This is a genomic window from Neptunomonas concharum, from assembly GCF_008630635.1.
Lineage (GTDB): Bacteria > Pseudomonadota > Gammaproteobacteria > Pseudomonadales > Balneatricaceae > Neptunomonas > Neptunomonas concharum.
In genome coordinates this window covers 2,817,378-2,833,694 of record NZ_CP043869.1, presented here as the reverse complement: position 1 = coordinate 2,833,694, position 16,317 = coordinate 2,817,378, and the positions used below count along the sequence as shown (strand labels likewise).

The following is a 16,317-nucleotide window of genomic DNA, read 5'->3' as shown; positions in this document are numbered from 1 at the left end:
AACCTTTAGATGCTGTTTTTACTGGGTTCGTCTTTGCTGGGTGATGAAATATCCAGTAAAGGGGCTGCATCGATAGACTCGGCATCCATCATTAAAGCGACTCGCTGCAGCGATGAAAGTATCTGCGTTTTCTCCCATTGATCTAAATTCTCAAATCGATTGATAAAGCGTTCATGTAGCATAGGTGGTGCACTTTCCAGCACTTGTAATCCTGCTTTGGTTAAGCGTGCATTGACTATTCTACGATCTGTAGTACCCCTAACCCGTTCAATTAATAATCTATCTTCCAAGCGGTTAAGAATGGTTGTGACTGTTGCTTGGCTGAGTGACACATCATCCGAAATACGTTTTACCGTGACATCACCTAAATCCTGAATAGCTTTGAGTACCATGATTTGAGGAATCGTGATGCCACACTCTTTCATGATTTTTTTAGATTGCAGATCGGTAGCACGAATAATTTTTCGTAAGGTGATCAAAACGTCTTGGCAATAGATGGGTGTATTCATTGGTCATTCCCGAATATAGATACCTTAGTATATATAAGACCGTGCTTTGAATTAATACAAGTGTAATAATTTGAGATGAAATCATTAGAGGTGTAAGGTATTAATTGAATTTAGATGATCATGAGGCAAGTAATTTATGAACAAGATGCTGTCAGCTATTCCTTTAGTTTTAATGAGTTCTATGGCATTTGCGAACGGAGAATGTGGCAAAGTGACCATCGCAGATATGAACTGGAGCTCAGCCAGTTTGATTGCCAATATTGATAAGTTTATCTTGGAACACGGCTTTGGCTGTGAGGCCGAATTGGTACCTGGTGATACTATGCCGACTGGCACCTCAATGATCGAGAAAGGTGAGCCTGAAATTGCGCCAGAGATGTGGAGTAACTCCATGCGTGAAGCGTTAGATAAAGGCGTTGCAGAAAAGCGCCTGCGCTTTGCAGGCCAGTCCTTGTCTGATGGCGGTGAAGAAGGTTTCTGGGTACCTGAATACTTAGTCAAACAGTACCCAGAAATGGCAACGATTGAAGGCGTCGTTAAACATGCCGCTATGTTTGAAAACCCCGAAGATCCAGACCGTTCCGCTTTTTATGGTTGCCCAGCAGGTTGGAACTGCCAAATATCGGCGGGCAATCTTTATAAAGCACTTAACTTAGACGGTGCGGGCTTTGACCTGATTGATCCGGGTTCAGGTGCAGGTTTATCTGGGGCAATTGCAAAGGCGTATGAGCGTCAGGAGCCTTGGTTTGGCTACTATTGGGCGCCGACAGCGGTCCTGGGTAAATACAAAATGGTAAAAGTCGATTTCGGTTCAGGTGTTGATAAAGAGGAGTATATCAACTGCACATCAAATGCCGATTGCTTAGAACCCAAAGTAACTATGTATCCACCATCGATGGTGCAGACGGTAACCACGGAGGCATTTGCTGCAAAAGCGCCAGCTGCTTATGAGTATTTAACGAAACGTTCTTTTAAAAATGACCAGATGAACGGGCTATTGGCGTGGATGGAAGAGAATCAGGCCGACGGTGATGTCGCTATGGAACATTTCCTGACGGAATATAAAGATAGCTGGAAGCCATGGGTATCGGCGGATGTTGCTGCAAAAATTGAACAAGCGTTGAATAACCTTTAATGCATTACGCCGGTCACGTTCGTTGGCCGGCTTCTCTTTTATCCGTTTTTTGTAAAGGTGCTAATATATGGCGGAGTCTTCATGGCTGACAAAATTCCCACAAATGGATCGCGCGAGCTTACTGGAGATCCGAAAAGGACTTGATTCAGCATACCGAGATTTTTCTCGTGAGTATGGCGATATTATCGAATCCTTCTTTGATCCCCTGTTAACGTTTTTAATTTGGTTTGAAAAGCTGTTACTGGCAACCCCTTGGTGGTTGGTGATTGTTATTGTCACAGGTTTGGTTTATATCGCCACACGATCAATTAAGCTATCTATTGGCGTGATCGTTTCTTTCCTACTGATTGGTTATTTTGGTATGTGGGAAGATACCATGAGGACCATGAGTATCATTACCGTCTGTACACTGATGGCGATAGCATTAGGTATACCGGTTGGTATTTTAATGGCGCGCTCAGATCGGGCCCAAAACCTGATCACGCCGCTTCTTGATATTATGCAGACCATGCCTGCATTTGTTTACTTGATACCTGTAGTGATGTTGCTTGGTATAGGAAAAATACCTGGGGTAATAGCCGTCATTATATACGCAATCCCACCTGTTATTCGCCTGACGAATCTAGGTATTCGACTGGTTGATCGGGAGGTATTGGAAGCCGCGACTGCCTATGGGGCCAGCCCTATGCAGCGGCTCTTTGGTGTGCAGCTGCCGTTAGCTATGCCTACGATAATGGCGGGTATTAACCAAACTATTATGATGGCGCTATCAATGGTAGTTATCGCGTCTATGATTGGCGTTAAAGGCTTAGGTCAGCCGGTGCTAAAGTCGATTACCAATCAATATTTCACATTAGGTCTATTCAATGGATTAGCTATCGTTGCCTTGGCCATTATCTTTGACCGTGTCTCACAAGCTTATGCTAAACGTACCCAGCGACATATGGGAGGTGGTCACAATGTCTGAAGCACTCATTCAAATAGAAGGGTTATATAAAGTTTTTGGTCGAGACCCTGCTAGTGTGATGCCGTTGGTGCATGAGGGTCGTTCTAAAGATGATATTTTGGCAGAAACAGGGCATACCGTGGGTCTGAAAAATATCAATCTCACTATTAATAAAGGTGAGATCTTTGTCATCATGGGGTTATCGGGTTCAGGAAAATCGACCCTTATTCGCCACTTCAATCGATTGATAGATCCTACCGAAGGGGTTATTCGTGTCGAAAATACAGACGTGATGCAGCTTTCCCCTAAAGCATTAGAAAGTTTTAGGCGGCATAAGATGTCCATGGTTTTTCAGCGCTTTGGCCTGATGCCGCATCGAAGCGTGATTGATAATGTCAGTTATGGCTTATCGATTCAGGGTGTGAGTAAAGAGGTTAGGCTTGAAAAGGCGAAAACTTGGCTGGAAACCGTGGGGCTTGCCGGTTATGAGGAGCAATACCCATCTCAGCTTTCAGGAGGTCAGCAACAGCGCGTCGGCTTAGCCCGTGCTTTATGCACAGATGCTGAGATTCTATTAATGGATGAAGCTTTTTCTGCCTTAGATCCGCTTATTCGAAGTGAAATGCAGGACCAACTCATTGAACTTCAAGAGAAACTGCATAAGACGATTATTTTTATCACCCATGATCTGGATGAAGCTTTGAGAATCGGTGATCGTATTGCCATCTTAAAAGATGGCGAAATGGTACAACAAGGCACACCAGATGAAATTTTGCTTAACCCGGCGACAGATTATGTTGAGGCGTTCGTAAAAGATGTGAACAGGGCTCGTGCGCTAACGGTCGAGACTGTGATGAAACCACCTTCGAGACGCATCACGGCAGATACCATCGGTGAAGCTTTATTACAGATGAAAGCCATCAAAGGCGATTATGCGTACTATGTCACCGATGATGGCTATCAGGGGATCGTCACTCAAGAAGCATTGGAAGCGGCTTACCAGCCAGGAGATGTTGCTCAACAGTTTGATGAAGAGATCCTAGAGGATCTAACGGCCATATCGCCTGATGCACTATTGGAAACAGTGATCCCCGAAACCTTAGAAGCAGATTACTCCCTGCCTGTTGTGGATGAAGAGGGTAATTTAAAAGGGGAACTCTCAAAAAGAAGCTTAGCGCAAGTACTTGGGGAGAGTGAGCGTCGTGACAGCGTAGCTGATTCACCTAAGTAAAGTCTCTATAATGGCCACTCATGAAGCACATTGGAGTGGCCATATTGTCCAGAAAAAAACGTTGGCTTATCGAGTTGTTCATTATGGCTCTGCTATTTTGGGCAGTAACTGCTTGGCAACAACGTGATCTCATTAAGCCTTCGCAGGTTGTCCCAAGCTTCACACTGGAACAGCTAGCTACTCACACCCCAACGCCTATTCATATGACTGGGCAGCGGACGCTCATCTACTTTTTTGCACCTTGGTGCTCTATCTGTAAATTGAGTATGAATAACTTGAATCATATCGATACAACCAATCTAAGAGTGGTGGCGGTAGCACTTGATTATCAGGATGAAGCATCTGTGGCCGCCTTCGTAGCGGATCAGGAAATTCATGTGCCTGTACTCCTAGGAACCAGCGAGGTCGCTGCTGCTTTTAGAATCAATGTATTTCCAACTTATTATGTACTTGATGAAAAGGGCAGCGTTGACTCTCGCAGTGTCGGATACAGCTCAGAGATCGGCATGAAGCTACGAACGGGTTGGTAAACTAATAGGTCAAAGGAAAACAGATGTCATTGTCGGGGAAAGAGATCCATCGAAGTTATGACGAATGGGGTCCCATTCGCGTCATGGATGATGGTAACAAGCGTTACCTAGCTTTTGGTGATACAGATGAGCAAAGTGCTTGGTTAAAATCGGAACCGACAGTCCCGCAGCATGAATATGCCCGTGCGATGCTACTGGTACTGCTTTTTTGTGACCCAAAGCGTTCCCTGAGTCTGGGTTTAGGGGCGGGGGCGCTTAACAGTTGCTTACATGCAAACTACCCCTCACTAAAACAAGAAGTGGTTGAGTTACGCTCTGGCGTCATCGACATAGCCTACAAGTATTTCCAGTTTCCACGTAGCAAACGTATAGCCCTGCATCATATGGATGCTTATGAATACCTTATGGCCGTTGAGGGAAAAAAGGTGGATCTGCTATTTACAGATATATACACCGAAGAAGGGCTTGACGAGCAGCAATTGCAACCGGATTTCATCCATGAGTGCCATCAGAGGCTAAAACCGAATGGCTGGTTAGTGATGAACTGTTGGCGTGATCATCGTGGTACAGCCACATTAGAGTGTCTCAAGAGCCTATTTGCTGATATTCGAAGCTGTCAAACTCAAAGTGGCAATTGGATTATTTATGCCGGAAAACAGCGAAATACAGAGACATTAAAACAGCTGAAAGTCCGAGCTAGAGATCTGGGGCAGCAACTTGGCTTCTCGTTCAGTACGCCATTAAGTAAGCTAAAAGAACACAGTTAACAAGGTTGTCCCTAAAATTATTAGCTTGGCGGTGCCGCTTAATTGACTAGCTCATCATGTCAGCCTATCATGCCTTAGTAGAATGCTCAGGTATAAGCCGAGCCTTTTTTATTCTTTTTGGTTTTGTCTAAGAGACAAGGTTTCGTTATGAATATTGAGTTCCCGACCATTGCTGATTATGTTGGCAAAACCCCGTTAGTCCGCTTGCAACGCCTAGGGGCTAATGAGAGAGGTAATGTGATTCTCTGCAAGCTGGAAGGTAACAATCCAGCGGGGTCAGTCAAGGACCGTCCCGCTTTGAGCATGATCGAGCGAGCAGAAAAACGCGGCGACATCTCTGCGGGCGATACCTTAATTGAAGCCACATCTGGGAATACAGGCATCGCGCTGGCGATGGCGGCAGCCATCAAAGGTTATCGTATGGTATTGATTATGCCAGATAATATGAGCATGGAGCGCAAAACAGCGATGACGGCTTACGGAGCTGAGTTAATCACCGTAACACGTGAGCAAGGTATGGAGTATGCACGTGATTTAGCCCTAGAGATGCAAGCAAAAGGTCAAGGTAAAGTGCTGGATCAATTTGCTAACCAAGATAACCCAGAAGCGCATTACTCGGGAACCGGGCCGGAAATTTGGGAGCAGACCCATGGGCGCATCACCCATTTTGTTAGTTCGATGGGGACTACCGGCACCATTATGGGTACATCACGTTACCTTAAAGAGCAAAATCAAGATATCACCATTGTTGGTTTACAGCCAGAAGACGGATCTCAGATCCCCGGTATTCGTCGTTGGCCTAAAGCCTATTTACCTACCATTTTCGATGAAAGCCGTGTAGATCGTGTATTGGATATTTCCCAACAAGTGGCTGAAACCACGATGCGAGACCTAGCTACCCAAGAGGGAATATTTTGCGGTGTATCCTCTGGAGGCTCTGTGGCGGGGGCGTTACGTCTGAGCGAACAGGTCGAAAATGCGGTGATCGTATGCATTATTTGCGATCGAGGGGATAGATACTTGTCAACCGGGGTGTTTGACCCCATATAGCCTATACTAAGAAAGCCGCTTTGCGGCTTTCTGCTTATTAGGCTGCTTGAGCTGTTACATGGAATGGAACTTGCTCGCGGTCTGCGGTCATAACGAATAGAATAGTCGGCTCTCTGATGTGGGGGCTGGTGGCCATTGTGTATCGTATAGGGCTATCACCCACACCAAAATAATAAAAATGATCCGCATAACGCGGCAGAGTCGAGAGTAGAGGAGTGGCAGCTTGCCATGGTAAAAGTTCGCGAAGATCACCCTGTCCATGAGGATGGGACGGTTGATCTTGATTTGTGGCTATTGCGTTTGCAGCAGCAGGTCGAGATTGACGATATAGAGCAGGTACGGCATGCCTGTGAAATGGCAAAACAGGTACTGAACCAGTCGGAGCCCCAAGACAATACGCGATCGGGGCGTTTAGCGGGAAGTTATCTTACCGGACTTGAGATGGCGCAAATCCTTGCCGAATTGCAGCAGGATCAAGAGTCCATCGTTGCCGCTATTTTGTACCGCAGTGTGCGAGAAGATAAGCTCAAACTCGATACTGTTGAGAACCAATTTGGCCCCACTATCAGTAACCTGATTTATGGTGTGCTACAAATGGCGGCCATTGGTAGCCGTGCTAATCCACGAGTTGATCACACGGTTCTTGGTGCTAATGCCCGCCAGATTGATACTGTACGTAAAATGCTGGTGGCCATGATTGATGATGTGCGTGTGGCACTGATCAAGATTGCTGAGCGAACCTGCGCTATTCGTGGGGTAAAAGATGCCTCACGGCGTAAGCGCTATCTGGTTGCACGAGAGGTGTTTGATATCTACGCACCCTTAGCGCATCGGTTGGGTATCGGGCATATCAAATGGGAGCTTGAAGACCTCTCTTTTCGCTATTTAAAGCCTAACGATTATAAGCATATTGCACAGCTGCTTGATGAAAAACGGCTGGATCGCCAAGAGTTTATCAATGATGTGGTTGGCACCCTTAAACGTGAATTGAAACTTCAAAATATTGAAGCTGATGTGAGTGGCCGTGCCAAACATATTTACAGTATTTGGCGTAAAATGCAGCGCAAAAACATCGATTTTAACCAAGTTTATGATGTTCGTGCCGTTCGGATTTTAGTGCCTGAAATACGCGACTGCTATACAGCACTGGGGATCATCCACGGTTTATGGCGCAATATTCCTCATGAATTTGATGATTATATCGCCTCACCCAAACCGAATGGTTACCGGTCTTTACATACCGCGGTGTTTGGCCCAGAAGGCAAAGTCTTAGAGGTGCAGGTGCGTACCTTTGATATGCATGAGGAGGCTGAACTCGGCGTCTGCGCGCATCACCTTTACAAGGGCACAGATACGAACTCCAAGAGTGATGCCTACGAAGATAAAATTGCGTGGCTGCGACAGGTTCTGGAATGGCATGAGGACTTGGGAGAGTCCGAAGCCTTTGGCGACATGTTAAGGGGCGATATTGTCCAAGATCGTCTTTACGTCTTTACCCCAGACGGGCATGTTATTGATATGCCGTTAGGCTCTACGGCGGTGGATTTTGCTTATCGAGTGCATACACAAATAGGCCATCGCTGTCGTGGTGCTAAGGTTAATGGCCGCATTGTTCCACTAAACCGAGCACTGAAAACAGGTGATCAAGTGGAGATCCTTACCGCAAAAGAGGAGATGCCGCGCAGAGATTGGTTAAACAATAACCTCGGTTTTGTTACCACATCCAGAGCCCGGGCTAAAATTGCCCACTGGTTCAAGATGCAGGATAAAGATAAGAACGAAGAAGCAGGCCGCCAGATTGTCGAAAAAGAGTTTAAGCGACTAGCGATTGATATACGCGAAGTCGATATGAAGCGCATCGCTGAAGAGGTGAACTACAAACTCGCGGAAGATGTGTTTGCAGCGTTAGGTGCAGGCGATATCCGTTTATCTCAAATACTCAATGCGGCGCAGCGTCAGGTAGATCACGTTGAGCATGACGAGCAGCTAGATCTTGGTTTACCTAGCGTCTCTTACGCTGGTAAGCAAGTCTCGCAGAAAGACCACGGCGTTCGTATTTTAGGGGTAGGCAATTTGTTGACCTCTATGGCGTCCTGTTGTAAACCGGTTCCGGGAGACCCGATTGTCGGCTTTATTACCCAAGGCCGAGGTGTCTCTATACACCGTGAAGATTGCTCTAACTTGTTGGCGTTGCGGGATAATGAACCTGAGCGAATCGTTGCTGTCGATTGGGGGGACGAGGGTGAAACCACCTATCCTGTCGATATCAGCATAGAAGCGTATGACCGTTCAGGTTTGTTACGGGATGTGATGATGGTTATGGCCAATGAAAACTTAAATATTCTTTCGGCGAATACCCTAACCGATAAAAACAGCAACATCGCACGGCTCTCCTTAACGGTAGAAATTTCCCGTTTAGAGTTACTTGGAAAGATCATGGATAAGATTAACCAAGTACCTAACGTCGTGGATGTCCACCGGCAACGCAGCGGGTTTGGTTCATGAGTCAGCAGCATTACAGTCTTGAAGACCTACGTTATTTGATGGCTCGGCTACGCCATCCTGAACACGGCTGCCCGTGGGATATCCAACAAACCTACGCAACCATTGTTCCGCACACGCTGGAAGAGGCTTATGAAGTTGCAGACGCTATCGAGCGCGAAGATTGGGATCATTTAGAAGATGAGTTAGGCGATCTGCTATTTCAGGTGATATTTTATGGCCAACTAGGAGAGGAGGAGCAAAGGTTCTCACTCGACTCGGTTGTCCATAATCTTGTTACCAAATTAATACGGCGTCACCCCCATGTCTTCCCTGATGGTGAACTACGTACGCCCCCAGGTGCTATCCATCTCACGGAAGAGGAGATCAATGCCAACTGGGAGCAGATCAAACAAGCAGAGCGTGCTGGTAAAAAGAAAGCGGGAATATTGGATGATATACCCAAAAGTCTACCTGCACTGATACGTGCCGATAAGCTACAAAAGCGCGCCTCTCAAGTGGGGTTTGATTGGAATGATCCACTATTGGTATTGGATAAAATAGAGGAAGAAATCGCTGAACTAAGAGAAGCGATTGAACAAGGCGACCAAGCAGCCGTGCTTGATGAGATGGGTGACTTAATTTTCGCGCAAGTGAATTTAGCCAGACACCTAAAAGTTAAAGCCGAGACCGCACTGCGCTCCACGAATCAAAAGTTTGAACGACGCTTTAATTACATTGAATCCAAAGTAGACAGCTCCGGTAAAGCCTGGGATAGCTACGCTTTAGACCAACTGGATCAGTTATGGGATGAGGCAAAGCAGAAAGGGCTATGAAAATGACATTATTTATTGTGGCGGTCGCCATTTTAGCCGGTTTAGGCTACTGGAATTGGAAAAAAGGCCAACAGCAGCTGGATCTGTTACGTTCCACAGGGTTTGTTGTGAGTGATAATTTAAATGGAAGCCCTCGGTTGGTCTTAGATCGTAATCAGCGGCAACTGGCTGTGGTTGCTGCCGATCGCCACCAGGTTGTTTCGATGGGCTCTGTCGTATCTGCGCAAGTAGCGTTTGATCGTGGTGTACAGATGGATGAAAACTTTCGCATTGAATTGACGACTACGACAGGCCAGCCATCTCTCCCAGCTATTCAGTATGAAAATGAAGCGATCGCCCAAACCGCGCTAAAAACTTTATTAGACGCGATAGAGTAAAAATATCCTCTAAAAACCGGCTATCAACTAAAGCCTGATTTGTGCAACGCGATAAAAGTACCTATGCTCAGTGTATTGTGATTGGAGATACACAAAGGAGCTGAGTTATGAGTGACCTGCATGAAGCTTTGCGGGATGATGTTCGTGCACTAGGGGGAAGTCTTGGCCAGACGATAGAAAATCACCTAGGCAGCGGCTTTCTTGAACGTGTAGAGCGGGTTCGCAAGCTCGCTAAAGCGGGCCGACATGGCACCGAGGAGGATCGAGAAAGCCTTCTGGAAGAGCTACGCAGCCTGAGTGAAGATGAAATGCTGCCTGTGGCACGTGCATTTACGCAATTTCTCAATTTGGCCAACATCGCTGAAGAGCACCACCGGGTGCGGCGCCACCAAGAGATTTGTGATCTGGAGTCCACCGACTCGTTTGTTCAGCTACTCAAACACTTGAAAAAAAGTGGTATTTCCCAAGAGCGTATTTTGGATACGCTTACCCAGATGCAGGTTGATCTTGTGCTGACTGCACATCCTACCGAAGTCAATCGACGCACGTTGATTCAAAAATATGATGCTATTACCGATTCTCTTCGAGCACAGGATCGTGGTGAAAATCAGCAACATCGCTTAAACGAACTTATTAGCCAGATCTGGCATACCAACGAAATACGACAAACACGCCCCACGCCTATTGATGAAGCTAAATGGGGTTTTGCGGTTATCGAGAACTCTTTGTGGGAGGCGGTACCTGCTTTTCTAAAACGTTTGGACCTTCAGACCAAAGCCATCATCGGTAAAGGCTTACCATTGGAGGCTTCTCCGGTTCGCTTTTCATCATGGATGGGCGGTGACCGCGATGGCAACCCCAATGTAACCTCAACCATTACTGAAGAAGTCTTACTGCTCTCTCGTTGGATGGCGGCGGATCTTTACCTAAGAGATATCGATGCGCTTCGGGCTGAGTTGTCCATGGAGCAATGTAGCAACGAGCTACGAGCGAAAGTAGGGGATGAGGCAGCCGAGCCGTATCGTGCCATTTTAGGCGATATCAGAGACCAGCTTGCGTGCACCAAGCGTTGGATTGAACAAAAACTGCATCATCAAACAGTGGATATTACCTGTCCACTGCTGACGTCAGAACAGTTACTCGAACCCTTAATGCTGTGCCATCGTTCACTGATTGAATGCGGCATGGAGATTATTGCCGAAGGGGCGTTAGAAGATATTATTCGCCGCATAGCCTGCTTTGGCGTAACTTTGGTGCGCCTTGATATTCGCCAAAGCTCGGATCGACATGCGCAGGTATTTGAAGAGTTATCCCAATTTTATGGCCTTGGCTCCTATACAGCATGGACTGAAGAGGGGCGTCAGGCTTTTTTACTCAAAGAGCTACAAAGTAAACGCCCATTAATCCCTCGGGATTGGCAGCCCTCAGCAGACGTTCAAGAGGTATTAGACACCTGTAGGGTAGTGGCTCTGGCCGATCCGGACTCACTTGGCTCTTATGTTATCTCCATGGCTAGTTCGCCATCGGATGTGCTATCCGTCATCCTGCTATTACGTGAGATGGGTATCACCCATGACATACGTGTTGTCCCCCTGTTTGAAACATTAAATGACCTAGAAAGTGCGCGTAGCTGTATCGATGCACTCTTATCTGTCCCTTGGTATAAACAGTACACCCATGGGCATCAGGAGGTGATGATTGGCTACTCTGACTCCTCAAAAGATGCAGGTCAGTTAGCGGCCGCGTGGGGGCAGTATAAAGCTCAGGAAGCGCTAACCGCGCTGTGTAAAGCTCATGATGTTCACTTAACCCTCTTTCATGGCCGTGGAGGCACCGTAGGGCGAGGGGGTGGCCCTAGCCATACGGCGATTATGGCGCAACCACCGGGATCGGTAGATCGCAGCCTACGTGTCACCGAGCAAGGGGAGATGATCCGCTTTAAATTTGGTATTCCTGAATTAGCGGTGCGTAATCTTGAGTTATATGCAGGTGCGGTTTTGATGGCGACCTTAGCGCCCACGCCAGCCCCAGAGGATGCTTGGCGGGAGCAGATGGAAAAATTAGCCGCGACGGGCCTGCAGGCATACCGTTCAGTTGTGAGAGAAGATCCGCAGTTTGTTCCCTATTTTCGTGCGGTAACACCAGAGCAGGAGCTTAGCAAGCTGCCATTGGGCTCCCGTCCTGCAAAGCGAAAAGCAGACGGAGGGGTAGAGAGCCTGCGTGCTATTCCTTGGATCTTTGCCTGGACCCAGATCCGTTTGATGCTACCGGCATGGTTAGGATCTGATACGGCGCTGTCATGTGCCATCAAAGGAGAAGAGTTGCCTGCGTTACGAGAAATGTACCGCAAGTGGCCTTTTTTCCGCTCCTATGTGGATATGCTGGAGATGGTATTGGCCAAAAGTGATAGCCGTTTGACAGAGTACTATGAGTCACGACTGGTTTCGGAAGAGCTTAAGGTGTTGGGTTCCAGCCTGAGAAGCCGGCTAGAAACGGCCGTAGAGATGGTGTTGACGATCAAGGAACGGGATCTGCTATTGGCCGATAACCCGGTGATTCGTCAGTCTATCGATGTGCGCAACCCCTACATTGACCCGTTGCACTTCTTGCAAGCTGAATTACTGTATCGAGATCGAAACAATCCTGACAAGCGCCTTGAAAAAGCGCTGATGGTGACAATGGCAGGTATATCTGCAGGAATGAGAAACACAGGATAAAGCAAAACGGGGTTGAGCTAATGTGAGCTTTAGCTTAACCTCACTGCTAAATAGTTGATGAACAACCTATAAACAGCAAAAATATCCTACTATTGGCGATTATGTAATCAAGTTGCTAGTGCTAACGTCGAATTGTCGTTATTCGGGCACGCCAGTAAGGTTCTGTCATCATAGTGCGGTCTTGTTTGAATAGATCATCCGAGACAAATACGCCGCTAACCATTAAAAGCGCAGCGTCAGCACAGAACGAATTCATTTTATTTATAAGTTAGAGCGGAGTAATCCTCAATGCGAATCATTCTTCTTGGCGCACCAGGCGCTGGTAAAGGCACTCAAGCGCAATACATCACCGAGAAGTACGGTATTCCACAGATCTCTACCGGTGATATGCTACGTGCCGCTGTAAAAGCGGGAACGCCGCTGGGTGTTAAAGCCAAAGCGGTAATGGATGCCGGAGAGCTGGTATCTGATGATATTATTATCGGTTTGGTAAAAGAGCGTATTACCGAATCTGATTGCGCTAATGGTTTTTTGTTTGATGGCTTCCCACGTACTATCCCACAAGCGGATGCGTTAAAAGAAGCGGGCGTATCTATTGATGCGGTTGTCGAGATCGACGTTGCTGATGAAGAGATCATCAAGCGTATGAGCGGACGTCGTGTACACCCAGGATCTGGTCGTACGTATCACGTTGTATTTAACCCACCTAAGGTTGAAGGCAAAGACGATGTGACTGGTGAAGACCTTGTTCAGCGTGCGGATGATGCAGAAGATATCGTACGTGGCCGTTTGAATGTATACCATGAGCAAACCGCACCACTGATCGCTTATTACAAAGGTTGGAACGAGTCCGACCCAGCTACGGGGCCTAAATACGTCTATGTGCCGGGTGTGGGTTCTGTGGATGATATTCGCGACAAAGTTTTCCAGGGTTTAAACTAAGATTTCAGCGAGTCTTAGATGAACGCAAGCCACCTTCGGGTGGCTTTTTTTATGCCTATACGTGCTTAACGCTTTTAACATTAATGCAATGCTGGGTTTTTCGGTGCATCTTCGGGATAATAGCTTTTTGAAACGGTAATACCACGTTATGCCCCCATCGACGAGAGACAACATGCAGCCTGAACTGATTTTTGGATTCCATGCAGTAAAAACAACACTGAAATATGACGCCTCCCGCGTCCAGAGTATTGTGGCACTCAAGGGCCGGGAAGATGAACGCCTCGTCTCGTTATTAGCAGATTCAACCCATATACCGGTTAAAAAGGCCAGCCGTCAGGAGTTAGACACAATGGCAGCTGGTGGAGTGCATCAAGGTATTATCGCAATCTGCACCCCCATGAAAGCCAAGGATGAACGCTTTCTTGATCACATACTAGAGCAGCTCGATGAACCCGCTTTTCTATTAGTGTTAGATGGCGTAACGGACCCGCATAATCTAGGTGCCTGCCTACGAACAGCGGATGCTGCGGGCGTTCATGCCGTTATCGCCCCAAAAGATAAATCAGCCCCCCTAAATGCAACCGTCTCCAAAGTAGCCTGTGGCGCTGCTGAAGTGGTGCCTTATGTGCAAGTCACAAACCTATCCCGAACCTTACAAGACCTCCAGCAACGAGGGATCTGGATTACAGGCACCGCAGGTGAGGCCGAACAAATGGTCTATCAATCAAGCCTGACGGGCCCCCTAGCTATTGTCATGGGAGCAGAAGGCAAAGGCATGCGTCGCCTGACCCGTGAATGCTGTGATTTTCTGATCAAAATCCCCATGGCCGGAGAAGTCAGTAGTCTCAACGTATCGGTCGCTACCGGTATTTGTTTGTTCGAAGCCGTACGGCAGCGTTCTATAAAATAGGTCATAGGCGCCTAGTCAATAAAACTTAATGCAGCATTCACTTGCGGGTTAGTGTTGTGCTGCATTAGTATCCATGGATTAAGGAATAAACAGGTTATGGAAAACTCCCTCGTATGGACACATATCTTCTTCTCACCGATACCTCCCTCAACAGTTTTATACCGCGAATCGTGCTAGCTCAATCCAACGTGGGTAAAAGAAAAGTGATTGAATTTTTCTTATCGCAGCTTAGGAAAAAGCAATCTAAAAGTTTAAGAGAGTTATAATGAAAGCCTTATTGGAGCCATTTTTTCTTATACCTTTAGTGATGTTTTTGATAAAACCTTTTCCAGACTTTATGTCCTTTCCTGAGAAAGAGCGCATTAACTATCACTACTTTAATATAATTGAGCCAGGTCGAATAGGTAAGCAATTTAATGGAGGGGGAGTTGCTTTTTATAAGCTGGATAATGAAAAGATATTAATGGAGACTTATTATGTTTATAAGAGTGGTTTGGGTAGTAAGATCTTTGATATAAAAAAGCCTGTTAGAGTAGGCTGGTATTCGTCCTGTATGCTAGCTGCGAATTTTATGTTTAGTGATGACTGTGGGATGGTTGTATCACTAGGTGAAGAGGGGAAGGAGTATTTAACCTATGAGCAGTCTAGGAGTATCTATTTAAAAAGAAGTGCTTTGGATAATTTTATAGATACCTATTTTATGCTGCTAATAGCATTTTTCTTTCTTGTCTTGCGAATATTTTTTGGATTAAGCTTGCTGAAGATGTAAGTGAGTATCACCGCTTATGAAAAAGCAATCTGAAAGTTTAAGAGAATTATAATGAAAGCCTTATTAGAGCCATTTTTTTTATACCTTTAGTGATGTTTTTGATAAAACCTTTTCCAGACTTTATGTCCTTTCCTGAGAAAGAGCCATTAACTATCACTACTTTAATATACTTGAGCCAGGTCGAATAGGTAAGCAATTTAATGGAGGGGGAGTTGCTTTTTATAAGCTGGATAATGAAAAGATACTAATGAGCACTTATTATGTTTCAAAGAGTGGTTTGGGTAGTAAGATCTTTGATATAAAAAATCCTGTTAGAGTGGGCTGGTATTCGTCCTGTATGCTAGTTGCGAATTTTATGTTTAGTGATGACTGTGGGATGGTTGTCTCACTAGGTGAAGAGGGAGAGGCGCATTTAACTTATGAGCAGTCTAGGAGTATCTATTTAAAACGAAGTGCTTTGGATAATCTTATAGATACCTATTTTATGCTGCTGATAGCATTTTTCTTTCTTGTTTTGCGAATATTCTTTGGATTAAGTTTGCTTAAAATATAGGGATATTATTCTGGGTCTTGAAAAGGCTGGTTATATGCCTGATTGTAAATGTTTGTTTTCTTATGGTTTTATTGGTTGTTTAAATAGAATAAGCTCAAATTTTGACTTTAAAAAGAGGTCGCTATGATCAGAATCAGCCAGACTGAATTACCCACTCAAGCACAGGTTGTTGCATTGTATCGTGCTAATGATTGGTCATCTGCTCAAAAACCTGATTTGTTGATGCAGGCGCTAGAAAATTCTCATAGCCTTGTGACGGCGTGGTCAGGTGATAGGTTGGTGGGGTTAGGGAATGCCATCTCGGATGGTTATTTAGTGGTGTATTATCCCCATATGCTCGTTGACCCTGAGTTTCATGGCTTAGGCGTGGGTCGGTTAATCATGAATACGATGCTGGCGCGTTATCAAGGTTTTCACCAGCAGATGCTGACCGCTGATGGCGGTGCTATCGAGTTTTACAAAAAAATGGGATTTGAGAGGGCGGGTAAGACAGAACCTATGTGGGTCTATGCTGGAAATGATCACTAATAGGGCTATTGGCTGCAATCAATCAGGCGTACCGCT

Annotated in this window: 15 protein-coding genes; 14 read left to right on the top strand and 1 reads right to left on the bottom strand. The window is 46.1% G+C overall.

Annotated features, from left to right (window positions below):
- Positions 1–5: 5 nt before the first annotated feature.
- Positions 6–509 (bottom strand): MarR family winged helix-turn-helix transcriptional regulator, encoded by a 504-nt coding sequence (locus tag F0U83_RS13395; protein ID WP_138986725.1) that lies wholly within the window; start codon positions 507–509, stop codon positions 6–8.
- A gap of 136 nt (positions 510–645) precedes the next feature.
- Here F0U83_RS13395 and F0U83_RS13390 point away from each other — a divergent pair, with 136 nt between their 5' ends.
- From F0U83_RS13390 to F0U83_RS13325, 14 genes are all read left to right on the top strand, one after another.
- A complete protein-coding gene (locus F0U83_RS13390; protein WP_138986726.1) occupies positions 646–1,644 on the top strand; it encodes an ABC transporter substrate-binding protein in 999 nt (332 codons plus the stop codon).
- Between the two features lie 67 nt (positions 1,645–1,711).
- The gene (locus F0U83_RS13385; RefSeq protein WP_138986727.1) at positions 1,712–2,611 is read left to right on the top strand and encodes an ABC transporter permease; all 900 of its coding nucleotides are present in this window, start codon (positions 1,712–1,714) and stop codon (positions 2,609–2,611) included.
- Complete coding sequence (locus F0U83_RS13380; RefSeq protein WP_138986728.1) at positions 2,604–3,821, top strand: quaternary amine ABC transporter ATP-binding protein; 1,218 nt, start codon at positions 2,604–2,606, stop codon at positions 3,819–3,821. Before F0U83_RS13385 ends, F0U83_RS13380 begins: the two co-directional genes overlap by 8 nt.
- 44 nt (positions 3,822–3,865) lie before the next feature.
- Positions 3,866–4,351, top strand: coding sequence for a redoxin domain-containing protein (locus F0U83_RS13375; protein WP_170221745.1), 486 nt, complete (start codon positions 3,866–3,868; stop codon positions 4,349–4,351).
- A 23-nt stretch (positions 4,352–4,374) separates the two neighbouring features.
- The gene (locus F0U83_RS13370; protein ID WP_138986730.1) at positions 4,375–5,118 is read left to right on the top strand and encodes a spermidine synthase; all 744 of its coding nucleotides are present in this window, start codon (positions 4,375–4,377) and stop codon (positions 5,116–5,118) included.
- Positions 5,119–5,265: 147 nt separating this feature from the next.
- The gene (gene cysM / locus F0U83_RS13365; RefSeq protein ID WP_211343631.1) at positions 5,266–6,168 is read left to right on the top strand and encodes a cysteine synthase CysM; all 903 of its coding nucleotides are present in this window, start codon (positions 5,266–5,268) and stop codon (positions 6,166–6,168) included.
- A 228-nt stretch (positions 6,169–6,396) separates the two neighbouring features.
- Positions 6,397–8,673, top strand: coding sequence for a GTP diphosphokinase (relA, locus tag F0U83_RS13360; protein ID WP_138986731.1), 2,277 nt, complete (start codon positions 6,397–6,399; stop codon positions 8,671–8,673).
- Positions 8,670–9,485, top strand: a complete 816-nt coding sequence (gene mazG, locus F0U83_RS13355; protein WP_138986732.1) for a nucleoside triphosphate pyrophosphohydrolase — start codon at positions 8,670–8,672, stop codon at positions 9,483–9,485. Before relA ends, mazG begins: the two co-directional genes overlap by 4 nt.
- A complete protein-coding gene (locus F0U83_RS13350; RefSeq protein ID WP_138986733.1) occupies positions 9,482–9,862 on the top strand; it encodes a hypothetical protein in 381 nt (126 codons plus the stop codon). The genes mazG and F0U83_RS13350 overlap by 4 nt, the downstream gene beginning before the upstream one ends.
- A 107-nt stretch (positions 9,863–9,969) precedes the next feature.
- The gene (ppc, locus tag F0U83_RS13345) at positions 9,970–12,579 is read left to right on the top strand and encodes a phosphoenolpyruvate carboxylase (protein ID WP_138986734.1); all 2,610 of its coding nucleotides are present in this window, start codon (positions 9,970–9,972) and stop codon (positions 12,577–12,579) included.
- Between the two features lie 288 nt (positions 12,580–12,867).
- Positions 12,868–13,521 carry an adenylate kinase gene (gene adk / locus F0U83_RS13340; RefSeq protein WP_138986735.1) on the top strand — a complete coding sequence of 218 codons (654 nt, stop codon included), beginning with the start codon at positions 12,868–12,870 and terminating at the stop codon, positions 13,519–13,521.
- Positions 13,522–13,693: 172 nt separating this feature from the next.
- Entirely contained in the window at positions 13,694–14,431 is a 738-nt protein-coding gene (gene rlmB, locus F0U83_RS13335) for a 23S rRNA (guanosine(2251)-2'-O)-methyltransferase RlmB (RefSeq protein WP_138986736.1), read from the top strand.
- Between the two features lie 265 nt (positions 14,432–14,696).
- Positions 14,697–15,200: a hypothetical protein gene (locus tag F0U83_RS13330; RefSeq protein ID WP_138986737.1), complete on the top strand. Its 504-nt coding sequence runs from the start codon at positions 14,697–14,699 to the stop codon at positions 15,198–15,200.
- Positions 15,201–15,876: 676 nt separating this feature from the next.
- Positions 15,877–16,281: a GNAT family N-acetyltransferase gene (locus F0U83_RS13325; protein WP_138986738.1), complete on the top strand. Its 405-nt coding sequence runs from the start codon at positions 15,877–15,879 to the stop codon at positions 16,279–16,281.
- The last annotated feature ends 36 nt before the right edge of the window (positions 16,282–16,317 follow it).